Here is a 25,633-nt window from a genome sequence, read left to right as displayed (position 1 = left end):
GAGGAACCGGCCGTGGTTCGAGACTCCGAACCCCTCGGCTCTGAGAAATCCGCACTGCACGGCACCCCGGCCCCCCGGCGGATTCCGTGGGACGCCGCACTCCCCTGCGCCGTCCACTGCGCCGGAGTCCGTCCGTGATTTCTACCTTGGAGGCACAGTGATGGGCTCGTATGCCCTCGCCAGACCCGTTGTCCGGCGGAAGATCCGCGGCCTGCTGCTGGCGCTGGTCGTCGGCGCCCTCGGCGTGGTCACCGTACTGGTGGCGCCGCCGAGAGCACACGCCGCGGAGAGCACACTCGGCGCAGCAGCGGCGCAGAGCGGCCGCTACTTCGGCACCGCCATCGCCTCGGGCAGGCTGGGCGACTCGGCGTACACGACGATCGCGGCCCGTGAGTTCAACATGGTGACGGCCGAGAACGAGATGAAGATCGACGCCACCGAACCCCAGCGGGGCCAGTTCAACTTCAGCTCCGCCGATCGCGTCTACAACTGGGCGGTGCAGAACGGCAAGCAGGTGCGCGGCCACACCCTGGCCTGGCACTCCCAGCAGCCCGGCTGGATGCAGAACCTCAGCGGCAGCCAGCTGCGCCAGGCGATGATCGACCACATCAACGGCGTGATGGCCCACTACCGCGGCAAGATCGTCCAGTGGGACGTCGTGAACGAGGCCTTCGCCGACGGCGGTTCGGGAGGCCGGCGCGACTCCAACCTGCAGCGCACCGGCAACGACTGGATCGAGGTCGCCTTCCGCACCGCGCGCGCCGCCGACCCGGCCGCCAAACTCTGCTACAACGACTACAACATCGAGAACTGGACCTGGGCCAAGACGCAGGGCGTCTACTCCATGGTCCGGGACTTCAAGCAGCGCGGCGTGCCGATCGACTGCGTCGGCTTCCAGTCGCACTTCAACAGCGGCAGCCCCTACAACAGCAACTTCCGCACCACCCTGCAGAACTTCGCCGCCCTCGGCGTCGACGTGGCCATCACCGAACTCGACATCCAGGGCGCCTCGCCCACGACCTACGCCAACGTGACCAACGACTGCCTGGCCGTCTCGCGCTGCCTGGGCATCACCGTCTGGGGCGTGCGCGACACCGACTCGTGGCGCTCGGGGGACACCCCGCTGCTGTTCAACGGCAACGGCAGCAAGAAGCCCGCCTACACCTCCGTCCTCAACGCTCTCAACGGCGGCTCCACCACGCCCCCGCCCTCCGGGGACGGCGGACAGATCAAGGGGGTCGGTTCCGGCCGCTGCCTGGACGTCCCCGGGACCTCCACCGCCGACGGCACCCAGGTCCAGCTGTGGGACTGCAACAGCGGCACCAACCAGCAGTGGACCTACACCGACGCGGGCGAGCTCAGGGTCTACGGCAACAAGTGCCTGGACGCCGCCGGCACCGGCAACGGCGCCAAGGTCCAGATCTACAGCTGCTGGGGCGGCGACAACCAGAAGTGGCGCCTCAACTCCGACGGTTCCATCGTCGGCGTCCAGTCGGGCCTCTGCCTCGACGCCGCCGGGGCCGGCACCGCCAACGGCACCCTGATCCAGCTCTACTCCTGCTGGAACGGCAGCAACCAGCACTGGACCCGCACCTGACGCGCCGTCGCCGGCCGAGGACGGCCGGAGTCGTTCGTCCGTAGGTCCGTGCAGCGCTCGGCCGGGGTGTCCCGGCCGAGCGTTCCGCGCCGTCCAGTGCTCAGGTGCGCGGGACAGGCCGCGGCGACCGGCTCACTCCTCGGGTCCGCCCCCGCCCGCTCCGGGCCGGGGCGGGCCGAACCACGTGGTGAGGGCGGTCCGGAGGGCGGCGGTGTCGGGCGCGCGGTCCGCGTCGGCCGCCCAGGCCACATGGCCGTCGGGGCGAACGAGCACGGCGGCGGGTGCGGGGATCTCCCCGTGGGAGGCGACGGCCCAGTGCTCCTCCTCGCACCACGCCTCGACGACGTCGACGCGGTCGGTCCAGTCCTGGGCGGCAGCGGCCAGGCCGGCGCCGCCGCCGCGCAGGTCGAGCAGGACGGGACGGGCGGCGTGCAGCAGCTCGTACACCCTGGTGGCACCGCCGAGGGCTTTGAGGCCGGCGTCCGGTACCCGGCGGCCCGACAGGGGGTGACGGCCACCGACCGGGTACCGGATGTCCAGGGCGGTGAGCATGTTCCGCAGCCGCCGGTTGACGTCGTCGAACACCAGCAGCGAGGCGAACACCTCGCGCAGCGCGTCGGTCTGGGCGCCGGGGCGGGTCAGGGCCGCCTGCGCCCGGGTGTTCTGCAGGACCCGCTCCCCCACGGGATGACGCTCGGCGTGGTAGGTGTCCAGCAGGCCGGCCGGGGCCCGGCCGTGCACCACCGAGGCGAGTTTCCAGCCGAGGTTGACCGCGTCCTGCACCCCGGTGTTCAGGCCCTGCCCGCCGGCCGGGAAGTGGATGTGCGCCGCGTCGCCCGCGAGCAGCACCCGGCCTTCCCGGTAGCGGGCCGCCTGCCGCGCGGCGTCCCCGAACCGGGAGACCCACCGCGGGTTGCGCATCCCGTAGTCGGTGCCCGCCAGCTTGATCAGGGACTGCCGGAGCTGCTCGAAGGTGGCGGGTTCGTCGCGGTCCGCGACACGGTCGTAGTCGGACGTGATGACCCGGTGCCAACCCGGCTCGAAGGGGATCGCCGAGTACTCGCCCGTCTCGCAGCGCCGCGCCCACACGTACTCCTCGGGCAGGTCCGGGAGTTCGACGTCGCCGATCAGCGCGGTCATCGTCGCCGGGGTGCCGGGGAAGGCGATGCCCGCGAGCTTGCGCACCGCGCTGCGGCCGCCGTCGCAGCCCACCAGATAGCGGGCGCGCAGCGGTACGGAATCCGCCCCGGGGGTGCGCAGCCCGACGGAGACGCCGTCCTCGTCCTGGCGCATCTCGGCCACCTCCGCCGACCAGCGCACCCGTGCGCCGAGGTCTGCGGCCCACTCCTCCAGCAGCCGCTCGACCGCGGACTGAAGGATCATCAGCGGAAGCGGATGCCGGGATTCCAGGCCGTCGAAGTCCAGCATGAGCCCGGAGAAGTGGCCGACGGGTGTCAGGTCGCCGGCCGCTTCGAAGCGGTCCAGGACGCCGCGCTGGTCCAGCACTTCCAGGGTGCGGCAGTGCATCCCGCCGGCCCGGGACTCCCCGGTGCGCCGCGCGAGCCGGTCGACCACCGTCACGTCGACGCCCGCCAGGCGCAGTTCGCAGGCGAGCATCAGGCCCGTCGGCCCGGCGCCCGCGATCACCACGTCCGTGTCCCTGCCGGTGTGTCCCACGCCGCCTCCCCCTGCCGCTCGCATGCCCTCCGACGTCCGCGGAGCACCACCACGGTCACGGAAGCCGATCAGGCGGTCAAGACGATGCCGGGCCGCGCGGGGTGCGCGGCCACCGGACGTTCGCCTCCCCCTTCCGCTGCGCGTCACGGACCCGGCCTCCGGCTCGTCCGCTGTCCCGTCGGCGGGACGGGACCGCGACGGCCGGGGTGACCGCGGGAGCGTTGCCGGGGTGGGGTGAGGTGTGTTCTCGTGGTGCCGTTCACCGGGAGGGAAGGTCGCCACGGTCGGCCGAACCACCCGTATCCCCTCCGCCGTCGGGCGTCCGCGCCGCCGGAAGCACCGGGCCCGCGGCCAGGTCCGAGCGCACAGGGCTGCTTGGCCGTCGGCCGACGCGTCCCGGCCGCGCACCGCGTCACCCGGCGCCCCACCGCCTTCCGGCCACACCCGGGACAGCGTCCAGTCCCCTCCGGACGGGACGGCGAGCACGGGGCCCGACGCCGCCGAGGCCGGCCGGACGCCGGCGCACACCGCTCGTTTCCCCACCCCGCCCGCGGCGCCTGCCCCGTCCGGAGCCCGCCCGGGGATGCGGCGCACGAGCACCGCACAGCCGATCACGAACGACTCCCAGGAGCACGCATGACGATCCGCAACCGCCTGAAGACCGGCGCGGTCGCTCTGGCGGCGGCCACCGCGCTGCTGGCCACCGCCTTCACGGCGCCCGCCGGGGCCTCGCAGAAGACCCCCGCTCCGGTGGCGGGCCACGAGGCCACGCAACGAGCGATGGACGCGGCTGTGGCGGCCGGTGTCCCCGGCGTCACCGCCCAGGCGCGGCGCGACGGCCGCGTGTGGTCCTCGGCAGCGGGCGTCGGCGACCTGCGCACAGGTGCCCCGCGCAGGAGGAACGACCGGTTCCGCGTCGGCAGCATCACCGACACGTTCGTGGCGACCGTCCTGCTGCAGATGGAGGCGGAGAAACGGCTCCGTCTCGACGACGCCGTCGAGCGCCACCTGCCCGGTCTGGTGCGGGGCAACGGCAACGACGGCCGCCGCATCACCGTGCGGCAGCTCCTCAACCACACCAGCGGGCTGTTCGACTACCTCGCCGACGAGGAGTACGTCGCGACGTACATGACGGGTGAGGGGTTCCTCCGGCACCGCTACGACACCGTGACCCCTGAGCAGCGGGTGCGGGTGGCGCTCGCCCACCGGCCGCCGTTCCAGCCCGGTGAGCGGCACTGGTTCTCGCACACCAACGACGTCCTGGCCGCGCTGATCGTCGAGAAGGTCGGCGGCAGGCCGTACGAGGAGGAGGTGCGCGCGCGGATCATCCGTCCGCTGGGTCTGAGGGCGACGTCCCACGCCGGCGACGGTGTGGGCCTGCCACGGCCGAGCAGCCGCGGCTACGCCCGGCTCTTCCCCTCGGCTCCGGACCGGGTCGACGACGTCACCGAGATGAACGGCTCCCAGGGCTGGGGCGACGGCGACATCATCTCCAGTGCCCGTGACGTGAACCGGTTCTTCCGGGCCCTGATGAGCGGCAGGCTGCTGCCGCCGCGGCAGCTGAAGGAGATGCGGACCACCGTCGACAACCCGGACTTCCCCGGCTCGTCCTACGGGCTCGGCATCGAACGGTTCACGACGAGCTGCGGCACCCCGTTCTGGTACCACGACGGCGGCATGCCGGGGTGGATCACCCTGGCGGCCACCACCCAGGACGGCAGCCACCAGATCACCGTCAACTACAACAGCAGTTGGGGAGCCGAGACGGTGCTGCCGATCCTGGAGGCCGAGTACTGCTAGGACCTCCGCGACCGCACCGGGCCGTTCCCGCCGCTCCCGTGAGCGGCGGGAATTGCGGTTCCGTCTCGCCTTTCTCCGGTGGGACTCATCGAAGACGACCTCGGAAATGCGCCGCCCGCGTCATGTGCGCGCATATCCGTAAGCAGCGGACCTGTTTCGGAAAACCGACACGGAGGAGTGTGATGTCCGGGTGTTCGTTCCCAGTCACTATCGCGAACCGGACGGTTCCTGGATAGCCGACCTGATCCGCCGGAACCCCCTGGCACTGGCGGTGACCAACGGGAGTCCGCAGGAGGGCCCCTTCGCCACGCACCTCCCCGTGATCCCGGACCCCGGGACCACCGGCGAGTGGCCCGACGACCTGGTGGGCGCCACGCTGCTCGGACACATGAACCGGGCCAACCCGCACTGGCGGGCGCTGAACACCGGGGACGTCGTGCTGCTGGCCTTCACGGGTCCGCACGCGTACGTCTCCCCGACGGTGTACGGGACGTCACCGGCCGCGCCGACCTGGAACTTCACCTCGGCCCATGTGCGGGGCGTGGTGGAGAAGATCGGCTCCGTGGAGGAGACGCTCGGCGTCGTGCGCGCCACGGCGCTGTCCTTCGAGGAGCGCTTCGGGGCCGGCTGGGACCAGTCGGAGTCGATCGACTACTTCCGGAGCATCGTCTCCGGGGTCGGCGCGTTCCGGATCTCGGTGACGGGCGCCCAGGGCATGTTCAAACTGAGTCAGGAGCAGCCCGCCGAGGTGCGGGAGCGCGTACGGGAGTCCTTCGGCGGACGCGCGTGCACCCGGCACCGGGAGACGGCCGAGCTGATGAGCAGGCTGCCCCGCTCCGCGACCTGAGGCACCCCGGGCGGGGACGCGGGACACCCGGCGGGTGCCCCGCGTCCCGCCGCGCCCGGGGGCCGCTCCGGTCGGAGCCCGCCCCCCCCGGCCGCTTCCGCCGCGCTAGCGGGTGCGCAGCTCGAGCGTGCAGCACTTGACGCTGCCGCCCGCCTTCAGCATCTCGCTCAGGTCGGCTCCGACCGGCGTGTAGCCGCGCTCGCGCAACTGCGCCGCGAGCCCGGCGGCCTGGCGCGGCAGCACGACGTTGCGGCCGTCCGACAGCGCGTTGAGGCCGAACACGGCGGCGTCGGCCTCGCCGGCCAGGACCGCGTCGGGGAAGCGCTCGGCCAGCAGTGCACGGCTCTCGGCGGAGAACGCCGCCGGGTAGTACATGACCTGCCCGTCGCCGAGCACGGCGAGTGCCGTGTCGAGGTGATACCAGCGGGGGTCGACCAGGGTCAGGCTCACCACGGGACGGCCGAAGAACTCGCGCACCTCGTCGTGCGCCCGGGGGTCGGACCGGAAGCCGGTCCCCGCCAGGATCTCGTCCCCTGCGAAGAGGAAGTCCCCTTCCCCCTCGTTGACGTGCTCGGCCTGACGGACCTCGGACCAGTCGCCGCGGCCGAACCAGTCCAGGTACGCCTGGGCCTCGTCGGTGCGCTGCGGGTGCCGGAACCGGGCGACGAGGACCTTGCCGTCGACGACCGTGGCGCCGTTCGCCGCGAACACCATGTCGGGCAGTCCGGGCACCGGGTCGATGAGTTCCACCTGGTGGCCGAGGCCGACGAACGTGTCGTGCAGCCGTTTCCACTGACCGAGGCCGGTCTCGGTCGACGTGGGTCTGCCGGGATCCATCCACGGATTGATCGAGTACGTGACGTCGAAGTGCGTGGGGCGGCACATCAGATAACGGCGCGGCGACGCGGCAGGGACGCTGCCGGCGGAGATCTTCGGAGGCCTGTGCGACATTTCGCTCCCGTCTTTCCTGCAGCAATGGCTGACATAGTGAAGCAGTACCGGACGGGCGTGAGGTGCACGATCGCCATCGAATGCGGTGACGCCTGATGAACACGCTCGGACGTGCCACTCACTTCTGTGTTCTCCGTGTGTGTCCCTTTCTCCGGGAAACACCTCCGCCCCGTCCGCGGGAGGACGGGGCGGGGTCGCGCACATCGCGGGACGGCAGGCGCACCGGGCGGGAATTCCGCTGTCCCGCCGACGGGACAGCGCGGGGGTCCGGTCCGGGGGCCCGGGTCCGCTCAGTCCAGGGACAGGCTCCGGCCGGGGTCCTCCAGGAGACGGCTGGCGGCGGCGTCGAGCGTGGCCATCACCCATTCCTCCAGCTCGGTGCCCGCCTGCGCCGCCGCCCTGTGCCACCACTGGAGCCGGTTGTCGGGCACGGCGAGCCGACGTGTCGCCGCCGCGACGTCCGGCTGCGCCGAGCCGCTCTCGCGTTCGCTGCGGATGGCGTTGCGGAGCTGCTTGGTGCTCCACCGCATTCGCTCGGCGCGGTCCAGCCAGGACTCCTGCTCCTCTACGGGCAGCGAGGCCAGCTCCGCGTGGTGCTGGAAACTGAGGGCGGGGCGCCGCCGGTCCAGCTCGAACCGCCGGGAGACCCAGGCGTAGTTGCGCAGCGTCTGGTACTGGAGGCCGGCGGCGCGGATGCCGCGCTCGTAGCGGTCGGCGTAGTGGGCCTTCCCGTACACGAGCCAGTCACCGAGCCACCAGGACGAGGAGTTGAGCAGCCCGGAGAGCTGGCGTCCGGCGTGTTCCCACTCCTCGAAGGCGAGTCCGACGGGGATGTGCAGCCCCACCTTCGTGGTGAGTACCTGCTCGCGCCGGTTCTCCGTCCCCCTGCTTCTGCGGGCGCGCGGCGCGGGTCCCGCGGGTCCCGCGGGTCTACCGAAGATAACCGTCTTGGGTTCTGAGCATTCTTCGACTTGATTGGTCATGATGCCCCCGTGTCGACGTGCTGGTACACAGACTGATCTCGCGCCATTGCCTCCTCGGCACAGAGGCAATCACGTGGTTCGTGGCACGTTTACGAAGAACCTCGGCCCGCGTCCCGCCATTGAACGGTGACGACCTGAACAAATCGAGAATTGACCGGTATTCAGTGCCGGCGGGTGGGCCACCTGCTGCGGCCTTGAGTAGATCCCAGCGGCGGCACCACTTCAAGGATCTTGGCGCCATCGAGTACTACTTTGCGGAGTTCGAACGCTCACTTGACACCGCAGCGCGGGCCTGCGATGGGTGGTACCGGGACAGGCGGCACGCCGAGGGGCGGCCAACACCCTGGTTTACAAAGGAGTTTCATCGTAAATCGTCTGATTCGGGGGCCACGGGCCGGGTGCTCCGCGTCCGCTCCCCGCCGCCTGTGCCCGGCGGGCCGTGGGCGGGTGTGCCGGCGCGGGACCGACCGCACGACGCGCGGACGCACCGGTTCACGCCACCTCGGTGACGGCACTCTGCGCCACCCGAGGCGCCAGATCAAGCCACCTGACTCAACAGTGGCGTCACTGTGAAGCGCGTCCTACACTCAACCTCCACACGGTCAGGAGAACTCGGGGGGAGTTGTCGCGGAATGGAAACGGCCCCACCGCAGTCGTCGTCGCTTTCGCGCCACGCGACGGACACCGCCGATTCACATTCAGCGTTGGATTCACCTTCAGCGTTGGAGCACTTCAGCGGGACGATCTTCAAGAGCTTACGCCGGATCGATCAACGCAAGTGCGCCCACGCGTATCTGAGCGGATTACTCGCCACACCGGGCAAGAAGACGTTACGCAGGATTGCCGCCGGAATTTCCCGCGATCCGTCCGTGGTGCAGTCGCTGCGCCAGTTCGTCAGCCTCAGCCCATGGGGCTTCGACGACGTGATGGAGGAGATCACCCGCTGGGTGGCGCACCGGCGCCCCAGGACCGTGTGGTCCATCGGCCGGGTGGTGCTGCCCAAACGGGGTGACAAGTCGGTGGGCGTCCATCGCCGCTTCGACCTGCATTCCAGCCGTACGCTCAACTGCCAGCTGGGGCTCGGCTCCTTCCTCCACGTGGACGCGGCGCAGGTCCCCGTCGACTGGTGCCTGTACCTGCCGAGGGCCTGGACGCAGGACTCCGCCCGGCGCAGGGACGCGCGCATCCCGGACTCCGAGCAGTACCTGCCGATGTGGGCGCACGCGCTCCGGCTGGTCGACCGGCTGTCGGCCCGCCTGGGCTCCCCGTCCTCCGTCGTCCTCGCCGACATGAGCCACGATCCCGACGTGGGGTACCTGGTGCGCGGGCTGGCCATGCGGCGCCGGGACGTCGTCGTCGCGGTGCCGCCGCAGCTGGCCGTGCTCCCCGTCGGGGAGGCCTCCCCGGCACCGGTCAGTGCGCGGAGCCTGGTCCACGCGCAGCAGGCGGAGGGCGACGTCACCGCACAGGCCGACGGGCAGCAGCGCTCGGCCGTCCCGCACTGCGCGCTGGTCCACCTGCCGGGCAGCTTCCCGGGACACTCGCCCGGCCCTCCCTACCGGCTCTTCACGGACGGGGGCGCCGCCGGTGCGCCGGGCCGGCTGTGGCTCACCAGTCTCGTGCACGACTCCCCGGGCGCGGTCGCCGCCATGACCGCGCTGACCGGTGGCACGACGGCCGTGGTCGACGCGCTGCGAGAGGACTTCGGGCTGCTGGACTTCGCGGGGCGCTCCTTTCCCGGCTGGTACCACCACATGGCCCTGATCTCCGCCGCCTACACCTTCCGCAGTCTGCACGGTGCCGTCGCACCGCAGCACCGCGGCCCGGCGCTGCGGCTGCCGTAGCGGCACCTGGGCCGTCGCCCGGTCACCCCGGGCGCCGGTCCCGGGTGCGGCGCCACCCCTCGTCTTGACGACCGAGCCGCCGGTGGTGCCGTCCTCGCCGGCGTCGTACGAGATGAACGGAGAGGCGGTGGCGGCGACCAACACCATGATGACGTCATGTGCCGCCGTTTCCAGCGCCATATTGCGCCATCATGACACCCGTCAGGCAGTATCGAGACGCCAGCAGGATGTGCCGGTAGCACGGCTACGACCGCCGGAAGAACGGGGGACCTCGACACCTCCGACAGGCCGACACCCGGCAGAGCGCCCTCGTGCACGTCGGCGCGGCTTGCCGTGGAGCCAAACAGATGCCACTATGACGCCATCGCCATCGTCGTACGCACGGCCGGTGGCGCCCCGCTCGCGGGCCCCGGGGAGAAAATCCCCCGGTCTCCGGGGCCCGCGTCTCAGGCGTCCTCCACGACGTTCCTGACAGGCCGCAGCGCGTCTCTCAGACCCGCCAGCAGCGCGGGCTCCTGGGCCCGGAGATAGAAGTGCCCGCCGGGCAGCACCTGGAGCCGGAACGCGCCGTCGGTGACGTCCGCCCAGCCGCGCATCTGCCGCGGGGTCACTTCGGAGTCGGCGTCGCCGGTGTAGGCGTACACCGGGCAGTCCAGCGCGGGGCGGTGGCCGCCGGCGTACTCGTCCACCATCCGGTAGTCCGCGCGGACCGCGGGGAGCAGGATCTCCCGCAGCTCCGGCTCCGCGAAGATCGCGGCCCGGCTCTCGTCGAAGCGCACGATCCCTTCGATGATCTCCTCGTCCGTGCCGGACAAGCGGCGTCTGCCGTCCAGCAGGTGCGGCGGGCGCCGGCCGGACACGCACAGGGCGGCCGGCGGGCGCCCCCGCTTGTCGAGGCGCACCGCCACCTCGTGGGCCACCGAGGCGCCCATGCTGTGGCCGAACAGCACCAGCCGATGCCGCGACAGGCCGTCGAGTGCCTCGGCGATCTCGTCCGCGAGGGCTTCCAGCCCCGGCGGGAAGGGATCGCCGAGCCGGTCCTCACGGCCCGGGTACCGGACGGCCAGCACACCGACGTCCGACGGCAACCGGGCGGGCCAGCCGCCGTACGCACTCGCCCACCCGCCGGCGTGCGGGAAGCAGACGAGCTTCGTCGCACACCCGTCGTCGTCGTGGAAGCGGCGTATCCACCGCTCTTCGGCCAGGCCGCTCATCGTGTTCCCCTCGTCGGACGGGCGTTCAGTGGAGGTCGCCACCGACCTCGGCGGGGACGGCGACCGGCCTTCCGGTGATCCGCCCGGCCCTGCCGGCGACGATCGAATCGGCGATCTCCCCGCTGCGGACGGCGATGTTCGACAACAGCGAGGAGGTCAGACCGTGGCTGTGCTCGGTGCCGCCCTGGAGATAGATCCCGCAGCGCAGCTCCGGCCCGGTCACGACACGGTAGTCCCGCTCGACGCGGTAGCGGCCCGCGCCGTCGCGCAGGCAGTACCGGTCGAGTTCGCCCAGCAGGCCGGTGGGTTCCATGCCGTTGTAGCCCGTCGCGCAGACCAGCGCGTCGCAGTCGAGTTCGCGCACCTCGGCGTCGGGGCCCACCTGGAGCGAGACGCGGGTCTCGGCACCCACCCGCTTGACGCCGGTGACGCGCGTCAGGTTCATGAACTGCAGCCGCCTGGTGCCGCGGACCTCGTCGTCGTAGGCCCTGCGGTACAGGTCCCGGATCACCTCGTCGTCGACGACCGAGTAGTTGGTGTTGCGGTGGTAGCGCCAGAACGCCTCGCGGGTCTGGTCGGTGCCGAAGTAGTAGTCGTCGACGGCGCCGGGGTCGAAGATCTGGTTGGCGAAGGGCGTGTCGTCCGCGACGGAGTACCCGTAGGAGGGGATCACCGAGTACACCTCGGCCTGCGGCAGCTCGTCGTAGAGGAACCGGGTGATCTCGGCGGCGCTCTGCCCCGCCCCGACAACCGCCACCCGCCGCAGCGCCGACGGGTCCATCCGGCGGTACTTCTCCAGGAACTCGGAGCTGTGCCATACCCGTTCGTCGCGCTCGGTGCCCTCGGGCATGCTCGGGACCAGGCCGGTGGAGACCACCACGTTCCGTGCCTCGACCACGCGCCCGCCCCGGTGAGCCCCGCCCGCGATCTCCAGCCGCAGGCGGTCCCCCTCCGGGACGTCACCCGTGACGAGCCGCAGCGACGTCACCTCCGAGCCGTACAGGACACGGTCGGCGACCCGGGCCTGCGCCCACTCCAGGTACTGGTGGAACTCCTCCCGGGTGGGGAAGAAGTCCTGGTTGTTGACGAACTGCGGAAGCCGCCCCGACGCGTGCAGGAACGCGATGAAGGAGTAACTCGACGTCGGGTTGCGGAAGGTGACCAGGTCCTTCAGGAAGGAGATCTGCATGGTCGCCGACGGCAGCAGCATGTTGCGGTGCCAGCCGAAGGAGGACTGCCGCTCCAGGAACAGGGCGCTGACCTCCCCCTCCCGACCACTCGTCCAGTGTTCCCGCAGGGCGATGGCGAGCGACAGGTTGGACGGGCCGAACCCGATGCCGACCACGTCGTAGATATCCGGTTCACGCTGACTCATAGAGGATTCTCCCGCTGGCATGGCTGCGCGATGCGCCGTCCGCATCGTCGACGGGTGATCTTCCGCCCCAGAAGGACCGGCACGGGGGCGGGCTGTGGTGTCCCTCGGTCGCGCCGCCGACCCGAAACGGCATGAGGGGTCCTTCACGTGCGCCGGACTCGGCCGGCGTGTGTCCCGTCGGCGGGACACCGAGGTCGTCCGCCCCCATTGTCCCGGGCCGGACGGGGATGGGGAATGGCCGGCGGCCCGCCGCACCCGTGCGCCCACCGCCGCGGCGGGCGGCCGGGCCGCCGGCGAACCACCCGCGCACTCACAGGACCCGGCCGTCCCGGGTCCGCCTGCGCAGTGCGGGCCGGCTCGACGGAGCCACGTCCCCCCACAGGTCCGACAGGCCGGCGATGGTGCGGGCCGCGAACAGCTTGCGGATCGACACCTCCTGGTTCAGCTCGGCACGGATCAGGCCGACCAGCCGGATCGCCCGCAGCGAGTTGCCGCCGATGTCGAAGAAGTCGTCGTCGATCCCGACCCGTTCCACCTCCAGCACGTCGGCGAACGCGCCGGCCAGGATCCGCTCGGTGTCGTTGCGCGGCGCCCGGTAGGAGTCGTCGTCGGGCACCGGGTCCGGCAGGGCCGCCCGGTCCGGTCGCCCGTCCGCCGTGACCGGCAGGCGATCCAGCACCACGAACACCGACGGCACCATCGCCTCCGGCAGCCGCCCGGTGGCGAACGCCCGGAGCTCCCCGACCGACAGTACGGCCGAACCGCCAGGGGCGACGTACGCCACCAGCCTTTGCTGCCCCGCCTCGTCCCGCGTGACCTGCGCGACGACCGCGGCGACCCCGGGGTACTCGGACAGGGCCTCCTCGACCTCGGCCGGTTCGATCCGGAAACCGCGCACGTCCGCCGGGGCGCCGGCCCGTCCGACGTATCCCACCCGCCCCTCCTCGTCCCGGCGCACCCGCGCCCCCGTCCGGTACATGCGCGTGCCGGGCGGGCCGAACGGGCAGGGCACGAACTGCGTGGCCGTGAGCCCCGGCCGTCCCGGACGGCCGCGCGCCACACCGGGTCCGGCCAGGTACAGCTCCCCCGTGACGCCGGGCGGAACCGGCACCAGCCCCGGTCCGAGGACGTGCAGTGCGGTGTGGTCCACCGGACGGCCGAGGAGGCCCGCCGGGCCGTCGGAGGCGTCCCCGGCCGGGCGGTGGCGCACGGCGAACGCGGTCGCCTCCGTCGGCCCGTGCACGTCGACGACCGTCAGCCCGGGGCAGGCCTCCCGCACGCGCCGCACCGCGGCGGGGAAGACGCGCTCCCCTCCGGTCCACACCTCGCGCAGCCCGGCGAGACGTTCGGGACGGTCGGCCGCGACCGCCGAGAACTCGTCGGCACTCAGACGGACGGTGGTGATCCCGAAGGTCTCCCGCAGCGCGGGCAGGGTGTCGGCGTCCAGGTCCCCCGGCGGGGCCAGGACGATCCGGCCTCCGCCCAGCAGCGGCACCCAGACGTCGAGGGCGAGCGCGCCGGCGGTGGGCGGGGCGTGCCACAGCACGGTCCCGTCGGCGCCCTCGCGCCAGTGGCGGTCCATGACGAACCGCTCCATGTTCCGGTGCGTCACGGCGACGTCGGTCACCGCACCGTCGGGCCCCGGGCCGGGCAGCACGGCCAGCAGCTGGTCCGCACGCGGCGGCGGCGAAGGAGTGTCCGTCCCGGCGTCGTCCGCCTCGGCGCACAGCTCCTCCACGATCAGGACCGGAACGTCCGGGTCCGCGGGCAGGGCCGCGGCGGTCGCGGCGTCGGTGAGCAGGAAGCCCGGCACGGCCCCGGTGCTCCCCCGGAGCGGGGTCGCAGGGCCGGTCGGCAGGTAGGCGCCGCCGGCCCGCACCACGCCGAGCAGGGCGACCACCAGCTCCACCGACCGAGGGACCGCCACCGCCACGACCGTCTCGGGTCCGACGTGCCGGCGGCGCAGCGCCCGGGCCAGACGGCCGGACCGTTCGGCGAGTTCGCCGTACGACACCGCGGTCTCCCCGGACACCAGCGCGACGGCGTCGGGGGCGTCGGCGGCCCGGCGGGCGAACAGTTCGGGAACCGTCAGGCCCGGCAGCGGCGCGCCGGTGTCCTCCGTCGCCGCCGCCCGGTGCCGTTCGGCGCCGCGCAACAGGTCCAGGGCGCCGACCGGCGTCTGCGCGGGGGCGGCCAGCACGGCCCGGACGTGGTCGAGCAGGTCCTCGCCGACGGCGCGCAGCTCGGCGCGGGAGTACAGGCCCGCCGGGGCGTCGAGCCGCAGGAACAGGTCGCCGTCGGGGGTGCCGTCGGTGCAGAAGCCGATCGACAGTTCGTCGAAGGTCCCGGTGGTCGCGGAGAAGTACCGCGCCGGGTGGCCGCCGAAGCGCAGCCGCTCCACGAAGTCGACGACGTTCAGCACCGCCCCGAAGCTGCCCCGTCCGGTCAGGACGGTGCCGCACGCGCGCTGGATGTCGGAGTAGTGGCAGCCGGTCTGCCCGAAGACCTCGTACGTCTCGTCGACCACCGCGTCGGCGACGCGGGCGAACGGCGCGCCCAGCGGGACGCTCATCCGCAACGGCACCACGTTGACCGCCAGACCGGGCGTCCGGCCCGCCGCCCCGGTCCGGTTGCCCACGGCCAGCGACAGCAGGAACTCGGGGCGCTCGCAGCGGTGGCGGAGGTAGACCGCGGCGGCCGCGGTCAGCAGCGAGGACATCCATACGCCCAGGGACTTGGCGGTCTGCGTCCATGTGTCCGCCTCGGCCCGCGGGACGGTCAGGGTCCGGCTCACCATGCCGATGGCCCCGGCCACCTCCGACCAGCGGTCGGCCCCGCTCAGCGGCTCGGAGAGCAGGGCGCGCCGCGCGTCGGACAGGGCCACGCCGGGCACCTGTGCGGGTGGGGGCGCGTCCGCCAGGTGGTCGCGCCAGAACTCGGCGTCCTCGGCGGCCTTGCCGGAGGCGGTGTACTCCTCGGCCAGGGCCGCGTAGGAGGCGGCGTCCCACGGCTGCGGGGGCTGCGGCACCGGCGCGCCGGCCAGCAGCGCGGTGTACACCTCGGCGATGCGGCGCGACAGCAGGCCGCCGGCGCCGTAGCCGTCCGAGACGAGGTGGTGGTAGGAGATCACCACCAGGGAGCGGGCCGGGGCGAGGACGACCACGCCCAGGCGGAGCAGCAGGTCCCGCTCCAGGTCGTAGGGCCGGCTCACCATCCGGGCCAGTGCTTCGCGCGCGGCCTGCTCGGGGTCGGGCTCGCCGCTCAGGTCGAGGTGGAACGGGCGCCAGTCGCCCAGCTCCCGGGGCACCATGCGCAGGCCGCCGCCGTCGTCGTCCACGAAGGTGACGCGCAGGACCTCCGCCTCGTCCAGCACGCGCAGCATCGCCGCTTCCATGACCGCGGCGTCGAGTTCACCGTCCACCTCCCACATGGACAGCGCGTGATTGAGCATGTCGGGCGACATCTTCTGCGCCAGCCACATGCCTTTGTGCGCGGAAGACGCACCGAACGAACGCACTCGGATCAACCCCTCGGCTACTGCCCTGGAACGGATGGAACGGGGACGCGGCCGGGCTCGCGGTGGTCCGCGGGCGGGCGACGCGCCCGCCGCCCGGCCGGATTCACGCGGGGCCGCCTTCGGCCATCGCGGACACGATGTGCCGGGCGACGAGTCTCGGGGACGGGTACCGCAGCAGCAGGTTCGCCCTCAGTCTGAGCCCCGTCGTCGCGGCGAGGCGCTTGCTCAGTTCGACCGAGAGCAGCGAGTCGAACCCGACCTGCCGGAACTCCGCGTCGGGGTCCAGGGCGTCGGCCGAGGCGTGCCCGAGGACGGCGGCGGCCCGGTCGAGGACGTGCCCGAGGACGATCGCCTCCGCTTCGGCCCCGGGCCGGCCGGCGAGCAGGTCCGGCAGGGAGACCGGACTGCCGTCGTCGGGGGCGGGATCCGTCGGCAGCTCCACCGCCACGGCCGTGTGCGAGGAGCTCAGCCAGTACCGCTGCCGCTCGAAGGCGTAGGTCGGGAGGTCCACACGCTGCCGCGTTCCGAGCAGGGCCTCCCAGTCCACGGAGCCGCCGCGGGTGTGCAGTTGGGCCAGCGAGTCCAGGACCGCGTCGGTCTCCGACCGGTCCCGCCGGGAGGAGGACAGGACCACCGCGCCGTCCAGGTCCTCGACCATCTCCTGCACCGGATACGTCAGCACGGGGTGCGGGCTCATCTCGACGAACACCCGGAACCCGTCCTCGGCCAGCTGCCGCACGGACGTCTCGAAGCGGACGCGCTCGCGCAGGTTGGCGTACCAGTAGGCGGCGTTCAGCTCCGCGGTGTCGGTCCTCCGGCCGTGCAGGGTGGAGTAGAAGGGCAGCGCCGACGACTTCGGGCGCACGCCGGCGAGCCGGCCGAGCACCTGGTCGCGGACCCGGGCCACCTGGGGCGAGTGGGAGGCGTAGTCCACCGCTATGCGCCGGGCCTGGACGCCTTCGGCGGTCATCTTCTCGACGAATTCGTCGAGGGCGTCCGGTTCGCCGGAGACCACCACCGAGCGGGGCCCGTTGACGACGGCGACGCTCACCCGGTCGCCCCAGGGGGCCAGGCGTGCCTGGACGAGCTCCGCGGACTCCGTGACGGACGCCATGCCGCCGTGGCCCACGAGACCGGTCAGGGCGCGGCTGCGCAGGGCCACGACCCGGGCGGCGTCGCGCAGCGACAGCGCACCGCAGACGTGGGCGGCGGCGATCTCGCCCTGGCTGTGTCCGACCACCGCGGCCGGTTCGACGCCCCAGGACCGCCACAGGGCGGCCAGGGACACCATCACCGAGAACAGCGCCGGCTGCACCACGTCCACCCGGTCCAGCGTGGGCGCCCCTTCGGCGCCGTGCACCACGTCGAGCAGCGACCAGTCGGTCCATTCGGCCAGGGCGCCGGCGCACGCGTCGAGGGCGTGCGCGAACGCCGGGAAGGTGCCGTACAGCTGACGGCCCATCCCGGCCCACTGCGAGCCCTGGCCGGGGAACATGAAGGCGATGCCGCCGAGGTCCGCCGCGGCCACACCGCGCACCACGCCGGCGCGGTCCGTGCCGTCGCGCAGCGAGGCCAGGCCGCTCAGCAGCTCCTCCCGGTCGCGGCCGAGGACGACCGCGCGGTGCCCGAAGCGCGACCTGCCGGTCGCCAGCGACCAGGCGGTGTCGGCGAGGTCCGGGTCCGGACGGGCGGCGGCGAAGTCGTGCAGCCGGCCCGCCTGCCGTGCCAGGGCGGCCGCGTCCCGGCCGGAGACGATCCACGGCACGAGGCCGCCGGCCACGACCGGGACCGGACCGCCTCGCCGCGGCGGCTCCGGCGAGAGCTCCTGCGGCTCCTCCAGCACGACGTGGGCGTTGGTGCCGCTGACGCCGAACGACGACACGCCGGCCCGCCGCGGGCCGTCCGGCCGGGGCCACGCGCGTCCCTCCTCCAACAGCCGGACCGCCCCGGACGACCAGTCCACGTGCCGCGAGGGCGTGTCCACGTGCAGGGTCTTGGGCAGCCAGCCGTGCCGCATGGCCAGCACGGCCTTGATGACGCCGCCGACCCCGGCGGCCGCCTGGGCGTGCCCGATGTTGGACTTCAGGGAGCCGAGCCACAGCGGCCGGTCGTCCTCCCGGTCCTGCCCGTAGGTCGCCAGCAGGGCGCCCGCCTCGATGGGGTCGCCCAGGACGGTCCCGGTGCCGTGCGCCTCGACCAGGTCGACCTGCGCGGCGGAGACCCGCGCGTTCGCCAGGGCCGTGCGGATCACCTGCTCCTGGGCGCGGCCGTTGGGGGCGGTCAGCCCGTTGCTGGCACCGTCCTGGTTCACCGCGCTGCCGCGCAGGACGGCCAGCACGGTACGGCCGTTGCGCCGGGCGTCGGACAGCCGCTCCAGCAGCAGCACGCCGGCCCCCTCCGCCCAGCCGGTGCCGTCGGCCCCGTCCGCGAAGGCCCGGCACCGCCCGGTGGGGGACAGCGCCCGCTGTCGGGAGAACTCCACGAACAGCGCCGGGGTCGGCATCATGGACGCCCCGCCCGCCAGCGCGAGCGAGCACTCCCCCGAACGCAGCGACTGCGCGGCCATGTGCAGGGCCACCAGCGACGAGGAGCACGCCGTGTCGAGGGACACCGCCGGGCCGGTCAGGCCCAGCTGGTACGCGACCCGGCCGGAGGCGACGCTCAGCGCGCTGCCGTACAGCAGGTGGCCCTCCAGCTCGCCGTGGTGCGCCTCCAGGAAGCGCCATCCGTACTCGGAGGAGCTGACGCCGGTGAAGACGCCGACGTCGGTGCCGCGCACGTCGGCGGGGACGATACCGGCCCGTTCGAAGGCCTCCCAGGAGGTCTGCAGCAGCAGCCGGTGGTGCGGGTCGACGGTCAGCGCCTCGCGCGGGCTGATGCCGAAGAACCCCGCGTCGAAGTCCGCCACGTCGTCGAGGAATCCCCCCTGGCGCGTGCAGGAGCGGCCGACGGCGGCGGGGTCCGGGTCGTAGACGTCGCGCCAGCCCCGGTCGTCCGGGAACTCGTCCACGGCGTCGACACCGTTCCGCACCAGGTCCCACAGGTCTTCGGGCGAGGAGACGCCTCCCGGGTAACGGCACGCCATCGCGACCACGGCGATCGGCTCGGCGTGCCGGGCCTTCAGCGCCTCGTTCTCCTGGCGGAGGCGGTCGCGTTCCTCCAGCAGCGAGCGCAGCGCGCGCTGCACCCGGTCGGCGCCGTCCGGTCCCGCCACGCCGGTCGCGGCGGTCGCGGCGCGGTCCGCGGAGTCCTCCATGTCACTTCCCCCTCTCGTCCAGGGCCAGGTCGACCAGTGCGTCGAGGTCCAGGCCCGCCAGTTCCGGCGTGGCCGGGCCGTCCTTCGCGCCGGCGGCGTCCGGCACGGCGGCGTCCGGCACGGCGGCGTCCGGCACGGCGGTGTCGGGCGGGGCGGAGGCGGCGCAGGCCAGCACCGGATCCAACAGCCCGGCCTCGCGCAGCCGCTCGATCGACACGGTCCGCAGCAGCTCCCGGATCCCGGCGTCGTCGTCCGGCTCCGTCCGTTCCGCCGGGCGCACCAGGCCGGACAGGTGCCGTCCCAGTTCGCGGGGCGTGGGGTAGCTGAAGACCAGGGTGGACGGCAGGCGCAGTCCGGTCGCGGAGCCCAGGCGGTTGCACAGCTCGACCGACGTCAGCGAGTCGAAGCCCATGGGCGTGAACGCCTGGTCCGCGTCGACGGCCGTGCCGGACGGGTGTCCCAGCACCAGGGCGACCTGGTCGCGGACGAAGTCGAGCACGGCGGCTTCCGCCTCGTGGGCCGGGAGCGCGGCCAGGCCGGCGGGCAGGCCGGAGGCGGCGGCCCGCTCGGGGGCGGCCGTCCGCGTGCGGCGGGCGCGGTCGCCGTCGGCCAGGTCGCGCAGGAGCGGCGGCCGCTCCCCGCGCGGCGTGGCGCGCAACGCGGTGAGGTCCAGCCGGGCCGGGGCGAGGACCGGTCTGCCGAGCGCGCACGCCGTGTCGAACAGATCCAGTGCCTCGGCGGTCGGCATCGCGGCGACTCCCATCCGCCGTACCCGCGCCAGGTCGGCGCCGTCCAGGTGCCCGGTCATGCCGCTGCGCTGCTCCCACCAGCCCCAGCACAGTGAGGTGCCGGGCAGTCCGGACGCCCGGCGGCGCACCGCCAGGGCGTCCAGGAAGCCGTTGGCCGCGGCGTAGGCGGCCTGTCCCGCGGTGCCGAGCGTTCCGGCGAGGGCGGAGAACAGGACGAACGCGCTCAGGGTGTGCCCGCGGGTCAGTTCGTCGAGATGGACCGCGCCGCCCGCCTTGGCACGCAGGGCCCGGTCGAGGTCGTCGGCGGTGAGCGCGGCCACGGTGCCGTCGGCGAGCTCTCCCGCCGCGTGCACGACCGCCGTCAGCGGGTGCGGTCCGGGGAGGTCGGCGAGCAGGTCCGCGACGGCGGCGCGGTCCGCGACGTCGCACTCCACGACCGTGACCGTCGCGCCCGCGTCGGCCAGCTCCGACACCAGCTCGGCGGCTCCGTCGGCGGACGGGCCCCGCCGGCTCGCCAGCACCAGGCCGCGCACCCCGTGCTCCCGGACGAGGTGCCGTGCCACCAGCGATCCCACTCCCCCGGTCCCGCCGGTCACCAGGACGGTCCCGCCGCCGAAGTCGTCCTCCAGGTCGAGGACGAGCTTGCCGGTGTGCCGTCCCTGGCTCATCTCGCGGAACGCGGCGCGCGCCTCGCGGACGGGCCGGACGGAGACCGGGTTCGGACGGAGCCGGTCCTCGGCGAACAGGTCCATGACGGCCCGGAACATGTCGTGCAGCAGGTCCGGTCCCGCCTCGTAGAGGTCGAAGGCCCGGTAGTCGACGCCTGGGTGATCGGCCGCCACCCGGCGGGGATCGCGGATGTCGGTCTTGCCCATCTCGATGAAGCTGCCGCCGCCGGGGAGCAGGGTCAGCGAGCTGTCGACGAAGCCGTGCGCCAGGGAGTTGAGCACGACGTCCACGCCGCGGCCGCCGGTGGCGTCCAGGAACGTGGTCGCGAACGCGTGGTCGCGTGAGGAGGCGAGGTGCTCGTCGTCCAGTCCCATGGCGCGCAGGGCGGGCCATTTGGCGGGGCTCGCGGTGGCGTACGTCTCGGCGCCGATGTGCCGTGCCAGCTGGACGGCGGCCATGCCGACGCCGCCGGCCGCGGAGTGGATGAGGATGCGCTGTCCCTTCTCCAGCCGGCTCAGGTGGACGAGCGCGTAGTAGGCGGTGAGGAAGGCGCCCGGTACGGACGCCGCCTGCGCGTGGCTCCAGCCGTCGGGGACGGGCGTGAGCAGACGGTGGTCGGCCACGGCCACGCGGCCGAAGGCACCGGTGAAGATGCCGGTCACCCGGTCGCCCGGGGCCAGGCGTGTCACGTCGTCCGCCACCTCCAGGACGGTGCCGGAGCCCTCGCTGCCGAGCCCCGCGTCGATCGCGGTCCGTTCCACCAGGCCGAGGGCGATGGTGACGTCGCGGAAGTTGAGCCCCGCCGTGTGCACGGCGACCCGGACCTGTCCGCTGGTGAGGGGCTCCTCGACCTCGGGGCAGGGGACCCACGTCAGGTTCTCCAGCGTTCCCTTGTCGGGGATACCGAGGCGGTACGGTCCGGCGGGGGGCGGCTCGATCTGCCGGTGTGCGGGGGACGCCGGTGCCAGGCGGGGGGTGAGGCATTCGCCGTCGCGCAGGGCCAGTTGGTCGGCGTCGAGGGCGAGCGCGTGCGGGAGGCGTTCGAAGGAGGCCTCCGCGTCGTCGATGTCCAGCAGGCGCAGCCGGCCGGGGTGCTCGGTCTGGGCGGAGCGCAGCAGGCCCCATGCCGACGCTCCCGGGAGGCTCTCGGGGGTCTGCCCGCCGCCGGTGTCCTGCGCCAGGCGGGTGAGCAGGACCAGGGTGGCCCCGGTGCGACGCTCCTCCGCGAGGAAGCGCTGGACCCAGCCGAGGACGCGCAGGCCGGCGCCGCGGACCGCGGCGAGCGTACCGGTGCCGTCGGTGGCGGTGGCGGTGGCGGTGGCGTCAGCGTCGGCGTCGTCCAGGCAGAGGACGATCTGCGCGGGGTCCGCGTCCCGCAGGACGCCGTCCGTCAGGGCTTCCTCCAGGGACGTGACGTGGACGGCGGACGAGCCGCCCGCACCGGCGGCCCTGGCGGCCAGGCCGTCGCGCGCCCCGACGACGATCCGCGTCCCGCCCGCGGCCGTGCCCGCGCCGAGCGGGACCGGCCGCCACTCCACCTCGAACAGGGCAGGCTCGTGCCCGCCGCGCGTCGCGCGCACCTGCTCGGGGGAGGCCGGCCGGAACGTCAGCGCCCCGATGCGGGCGACCGGCCGCCCCTGCTCGTCGGCGACCTCCACGGACACGACCCCGTCGCCGGCCGGGGTGATCCGCACCCGCACGGCCGGACCGCACTGCCCGACCGGGTCGACACCGGACCACGAGAAGGGCATCCAGCCCCGGCCGCCGTCCACCTCGATGACCCCGCCGGCCACCACCGCGTGCAGCACGGAGTCGAGCAACGCGGGGTGCAGGGTGAAACCGCCGCCGTCCGACGTGCCGGCGGTCTCCGGCAGCACGGCGCTCGCGAAGAGGTCCGCGCCCCGTCGCCACACCTCGCGCAGCCCGCGGAAGGCGGGGCCGTAGTCGAAGCCCCCGTCCGCGAAGGAGTCGTACAGATCCGTGATGTCGAGCTGCCGGGCCCCGGTCGGCGGCCACACGGCGAGCGGCGGCGCGGTCGCGGGGAGCACGGGCGTCAGCGGGGCGCCGGGTGCCAGACGGCCCGTCACATGCCGGGTCCAGCCGCTGTCCGTCCGGTCGTCCTCGCCGGAGTGCGAGAACACCTCCAGACGGCGGCGTCCCGTCCCGTCGGCGGCGCCGGCGACGACCCGCACCCGCACCTCCCCGGACTCGGGAAGGACCAGGGGTACTTCCAGGGACAGTTCCTCGACGGCGGTGGCTCCGACGTGGCGGCCCGCGGACAGGGCGAGGTCCAGGTGGGCCGTCGCCGGTACGACGACCGTGCCGAACACGGTGTGATCGGCCAGCCAGGGGTGGGTGCGCAGCGACCACAGGCCGGTGAGGACGGCCTCGCCGGTGCCGGGGTGGTCGACCACGGCGCCGAGCAGCGGATGGTCCGCGGTGGTGAGCCCGGCGCGGGCCACGTCCGCCCGTCCCGTGGCCGCCCGGAAGTCCAGCCAGTACCGCTGCCGCTGGAACGCGTAGGTCGGGAGGTCCACCGGCGGCCCCGGCGGGAACAGGGCGCCCAGGTCCACGCTCACGCCGCGCACGTGCAGCCGGGCCAGCGCGCCGACGAGCGCCTCCTCGGGCTCGCGGTCCCGCCGTGACACGGGGACGACCAGCGCGTCGTCGACACCCTCGTGGGCGAAGGCCTCCTTGGTGAGGCCCGTGAGGGTCGAGCCGGGGCCCACGTCGAGGAAGACGTCCGCGCCGGACTCGCGGGCGCGCCGCACGGCGTCGTGGAAGCGGACGGGTTCGCGCAGGTGGCGCACCCAGTGCGCGACGGACGTCAGCTCGCGGGCCGTGGCCTCGCGGCCCAACAGGGACGACACGACGGGGATCTGGGCGGCGCCGCCGCCGAGTTCGCCGAGGGACGCGGCGAACTCGTCCAGGACGGGGGCCATGAGCGGGGAGTGGAACGCGTGCCCGACGGCGAGCGGTTTCGCGGAGATCCCGTCGGCGACCAGGCGGTCGCGGAGCGCGTGGACCTGGTCGCGTGCGCCGGAGACGACGACCGACGCGGGACCGTTGACGGCGGCGACGCCGACGCGGCCGTACCCGGCGAGCAGGGCGCGCACCTCGTCCTCCGGGGCCCGTACGGCCAGCATGGCGCCGGGCTCCTCGACGGTCTGCATGATCCGGCCGCGGGCGGCCACGAGGCGGGTGGCGTCGTCCAGGGCGAGGGTGCCGCAGACGTGGGCCGCGGCGATCTCGCCGACCGAGTGCCCGATCAGCCGGCCCGGCGGCGGACAGTACCGGGTGATCAGCCGGTAGAGGGCGATCTGGAGGGCGAACAGGGCCGGCTGGGCGATGTCCGTGCGGTCGGCGAGGTCGTCCGCGGGCCGGCCGGACAGCAGCAGGGGCTTGAGGGCGAAAGGCAGGTGCGCGTCGAAGCGGGCGCAGACCTCGTCCAGGCTCCGTGCGAAGACCGGGAAGGCGTCGTACAGCGGTGCCGCCGCGCCGGCCCACCGGGAGCCCTGCCCGGGGAACAGGAAGACGGTGCCGCCGGGCTCCGCGGCGATCCCGTGCACCACTGCGGCGGACTCGGCGCCCTCGCCCAGCGCCTCCAGGCCGCGCAGCAGTTCGTCCCGATCGCGGCCGAGCACCACCGCGCGGTGCTCGAACCGGGTCCGGGTCGACGCCAGCGACCGCCCGGCAGCCGCGAGGTCGGCCCGCGGGTCGGCGGCGGTGAAGCCGTGCAGCTTGCGCGCCTGCGCCCGCAGCGCGCGGGCGGACCGGGCGGAGACGATCCACGGCATCACCCGCGCGGCCCCGCCCGCCGGGCGGCCCGCCGCGGGGAGGTCCGCGGCGGGCGGGTCCTCGGCAGGGGCCTCCTCCAGGATCAGGTGCGCGTTGGTGCCGCTGGCCCCGAAGGCCGACACACCCGCCCGCCGGGGCCGGCCCGGGGCGCTGGGCCACCGCATCGTGCCGGTCAGCAGTTCCACCGCCCCGGCCGACCAGTCGACGTGCGTCGTGGGGCGGTCCACGTGCAGGGTCTTGGGCATCGTCCGGTGCCGCAGCGCCATGATCATTTTGATGACCCCGCCGACGCCCGCGGCCGCCTGCGCGTGACCGATGTTGGACTTCAGCGATCCCAGCCACAGCGGACGGTCGCCGTCCCGGTCCTGCCCGTAGGTGGCGAGCAGCGCCTGCGCCTCGATCGGGTCGCCCAGCTTCGTCCCGGTGCCGTGCGCCTCCACCACGTCCACGTCGCACGCCCGCACCCGGGCGTCGGCGAGCGCGGCCCGGATCACCCGCTGCTGCGCCGGGCCGTTCGGCGCGGTCAGTCCGTTGGACGCGCCGTCCTGGTTGATCGCCGAGCCGCGGATCAGCGCCCAGACGCGGTGTCCGTTGCGCCGCGCGTCCGACAGCCGCTCCAGGACCAGGACCCCGGCGCCCTCGGAGAACCCGGCGCCGTCGGCCGTGTCGGAGAACGCCTTGCACCGGCCGTCGGCCGCCAGGCCCCGCTGCCGGGACATCTCGCGCAGGACCTGCGTCGTCGCCATGACGGTCACTCCCCCGGCCAGGGCGAGCCCGCACTCGCCCTGCCGCAGCGACCGCACCGCCTGGTGGATCGCCACCAGGGACGACGAGCACGCGGTGTCGGTCGACACGGCCGGTCCCTCCAGGCCCAGGACGTAGGCGACGCGTCCGGACGCCACGCTCAGCAGGGAGCCGGTCTGGCCGTAGCCGGAGATGACCTCGGGTGTGGTGTGGTGGTCGCCGTAGCCGAAGTAGGCGAGTCCCGCGAAGACTCCCGTGGCGCTGCCGCGCAGGGTCCCGGGGTCGATGCCGGCGCGTTCCAGGGACTCCCAGGAGGTCTCCAGGAGCAGCCGCTGCTGGGGGTCGGCGGCCAGCGCCTCGCGGGGGTTGATGCCGAAGAACTCGGCGTCGAAGTCGCCCGCGTCGGGCAGGAACCCGCCGGAGCGCGCGTAGGACGTGTTGGGCCGGTCCGGGTCGGGGTCGTACAGGGCCTCCAGGTCCCAGCCGCGGTCCTCGGGGAGGCCGGCCACCGCGTCGCGGCCCGAGCGCACCAGGTCCCACAGTTCCTCCGGGGACGCCGCCCCGCCCGGGAAGCGGCAGGCGGCGCCGACGACCGCGATGGGCTCGGCGGCG

The 25,633-nt window shown here is 73.7% G+C and carries 12 protein-coding genes; 4 read left to right on the top strand and 8 right to left on the bottom strand.

Going from position 1 to position 25,633, the window contains the following annotated elements:
* The first annotated feature begins 160 nt into the window (after positions 1-160).
* Positions 161-1,597, top strand: a complete 1,437-nt coding sequence (locus ACSLTV_RS28090) for an endo-1,4-beta-xylanase (RefSeq protein WP_432137800.1) — start codon at positions 161-163, stop codon at positions 1,595-1,597.
* A 132-nt stretch (positions 1,598-1,729) separates the two neighbouring features.
* On the opposite strand, the gene ACSLTV_RS28085 is transcribed toward ACSLTV_RS28090, so the two are convergent.
* The gene (locus ACSLTV_RS28085; RefSeq protein WP_432137821.1) at positions 1,730-3,298 is read right to left on the bottom strand and encodes an FAD-dependent monooxygenase; all 1,569 of its coding nucleotides are present in this window, start codon (positions 3,296-3,298) and stop codon (positions 1,730-1,732) included.
* Between the two features lie 612 nt (positions 3,299-3,910).
* On the opposite strand from ACSLTV_RS28085, the gene ACSLTV_RS28080 reads away from it, so the two are divergent.
* Both ACSLTV_RS28080 and ACSLTV_RS28075 read left to right on the top strand, forming a co-directional pair.
* Positions 3,911-5,074 carry a serine hydrolase domain-containing protein gene (locus tag ACSLTV_RS28080; protein WP_432137801.1) on the top strand — a complete coding sequence of 388 codons (1,164 nt, stop codon included), beginning with the start codon at positions 3,911-3,913 and terminating at the stop codon, positions 5,072-5,074.
* A 190-nt stretch (positions 5,075-5,264) separates the two neighbouring features.
* Positions 5,265-5,921: an FMN-binding negative transcriptional regulator gene (locus tag ACSLTV_RS28075; RefSeq protein ID WP_432137802.1), complete on the top strand. Its 657-nt coding sequence runs from the start codon at positions 5,265-5,267 to the stop codon at positions 5,919-5,921.
* A 105-nt stretch (positions 5,922-6,026) separates the two neighbouring features.
* On the opposite strand, the gene ddaH is transcribed toward ACSLTV_RS28075, so the two are convergent.
* Positions 6,027-6,872: a dimethylargininase gene (gene ddaH / locus ACSLTV_RS28070; protein ID WP_432137803.1), complete on the bottom strand. Its 846-nt coding sequence runs from the start codon at positions 6,870-6,872 to the stop codon at positions 6,027-6,029.
* Between the two features lie 290 nt (positions 6,873-7,162).
* Complete coding sequence (locus ACSLTV_RS28065) at positions 7,163-7,717, bottom strand: LmbU family transcriptional regulator (RefSeq protein ID WP_432137804.1); 555 nt, start codon at positions 7,715-7,717, stop codon at positions 7,163-7,165.
* Positions 7,718-8,487: 770 nt separating this feature from the next.
* On the opposite strand from ACSLTV_RS28065, the gene ACSLTV_RS28060 reads away from it, so the two are divergent.
* Positions 8,488-9,699, top strand: coding sequence for an IS701 family transposase (locus ACSLTV_RS28060; RefSeq protein ID WP_432137805.1), 1,212 nt, complete (start codon positions 8,488-8,490; stop codon positions 9,697-9,699).
* Positions 9,700-10,145: 446 nt separating this feature from the next.
* On the opposite strand, the gene ACSLTV_RS28055 is transcribed toward ACSLTV_RS28060, so the two are convergent.
* The 5 genes from ACSLTV_RS28055 to ACSLTV_RS28035 all read right to left on the bottom strand — a co-directional run bounded on the left by ACSLTV_RS28055 (position 10,146) and on the right by ACSLTV_RS28035 (position 25,620).
* The gene (locus ACSLTV_RS28055) at positions 10,146-10,913 is read right to left on the bottom strand and encodes a thioesterase II family protein (RefSeq protein ID WP_432137806.1); all 768 of its coding nucleotides are present in this window, start codon (positions 10,911-10,913) and stop codon (positions 10,146-10,148) included.
* Between the two features lie 25 nt (positions 10,914-10,938).
* On the bottom strand, positions 10,939-12,288 hold the full coding sequence (locus tag ACSLTV_RS28050) for a lysine N(6)-hydroxylase/L-ornithine N(5)-oxygenase family protein (protein ID WP_435613096.1): 1,350 nt from the start codon (positions 12,286-12,288) through the stop codon (positions 10,939-10,941).
* A gap of 310 nt (positions 12,289-12,598) precedes the next feature.
* Positions 12,599-15,805 carry an AMP-binding protein gene (locus tag ACSLTV_RS28045; protein ID WP_435613095.1) on the bottom strand — a complete coding sequence of 1,069 codons (3,207 nt, stop codon included), beginning with the start codon at positions 15,803-15,805 and terminating at the stop codon, positions 12,599-12,601.
* Between the two features lie 103 nt (positions 15,806-15,908).
* Positions 15,909-18,992, bottom strand: coding sequence for a type I polyketide synthase (locus tag ACSLTV_RS28040; protein WP_435613108.1), 3,084 nt, complete (start codon positions 18,990-18,992; stop codon positions 15,909-15,911).
* Positions 18,993-19,062: 70 nt separating this feature from the next.
* Entirely contained in the window at positions 19,063-25,620 is a 6,558-nt protein-coding gene (locus ACSLTV_RS28035; protein WP_435613107.1) for a type I polyketide synthase, read from the bottom strand.
* Positions 25,621-25,633 lie beyond the last annotated feature (13 nt).

Origin of the sequence: Streptomyces sp. bgisy159, assembly GCF_965341775.1 — a bacterium.
Lineage (GTDB): Bacteria > Actinomycetota > Actinomycetes > Streptomycetales > Streptomycetaceae > Streptomyces.
The sequence above is the reverse complement of the archived record's forward strand: the minus strand, read 5'-3'. Positions and strand labels throughout refer to the sequence as shown.

Coding starts and splice junctions, on each gene's coding strand:
- ACSLTV_RS28090 (WP_432137800.1), top strand. CDS start 161: ATGGGCTCGTATGCCCTCGCCAGACCCGTTGTCCGGCGGAAGATCCGC.
- ACSLTV_RS28085 (WP_432137821.1), bottom strand. CDS start 3,298: ATGCGAGCGGCAGGGGGAGGCGGCGTGGGACACACCGGCAGGGACACG.
- ACSLTV_RS28080 (WP_432137801.1), top strand. CDS start 3,911: ATGACGATCCGCAACCGCCTGAAGACCGGCGCGGTCGCTCTGGCGGCG.
- ddaH (WP_432137803.1), bottom strand. CDS start 6,872: ATGTCGCACAGGCCTCCGAAGATCTCCGCCGGCAGCGTCCCTGCCGCG.
- ACSLTV_RS28060 (WP_432137805.1), top strand. CDS start 8,488: ATGGAAACGGCCCCACCGCAGTCGTCGTCGCTTTCGCGCCACGCGACG.
- ACSLTV_RS28055 (WP_432137806.1), bottom strand. CDS start 10,913: ATGAGCGGCCTGGCCGAAGAGCGGTGGATACGCCGCTTCCACGACGAC.
- ACSLTV_RS28050 (WP_435613096.1), bottom strand. CDS start 12,288: ATGAGTCAGCGTGAACCGGATATCTACGACGTGGTCGGCATCGGGTTC.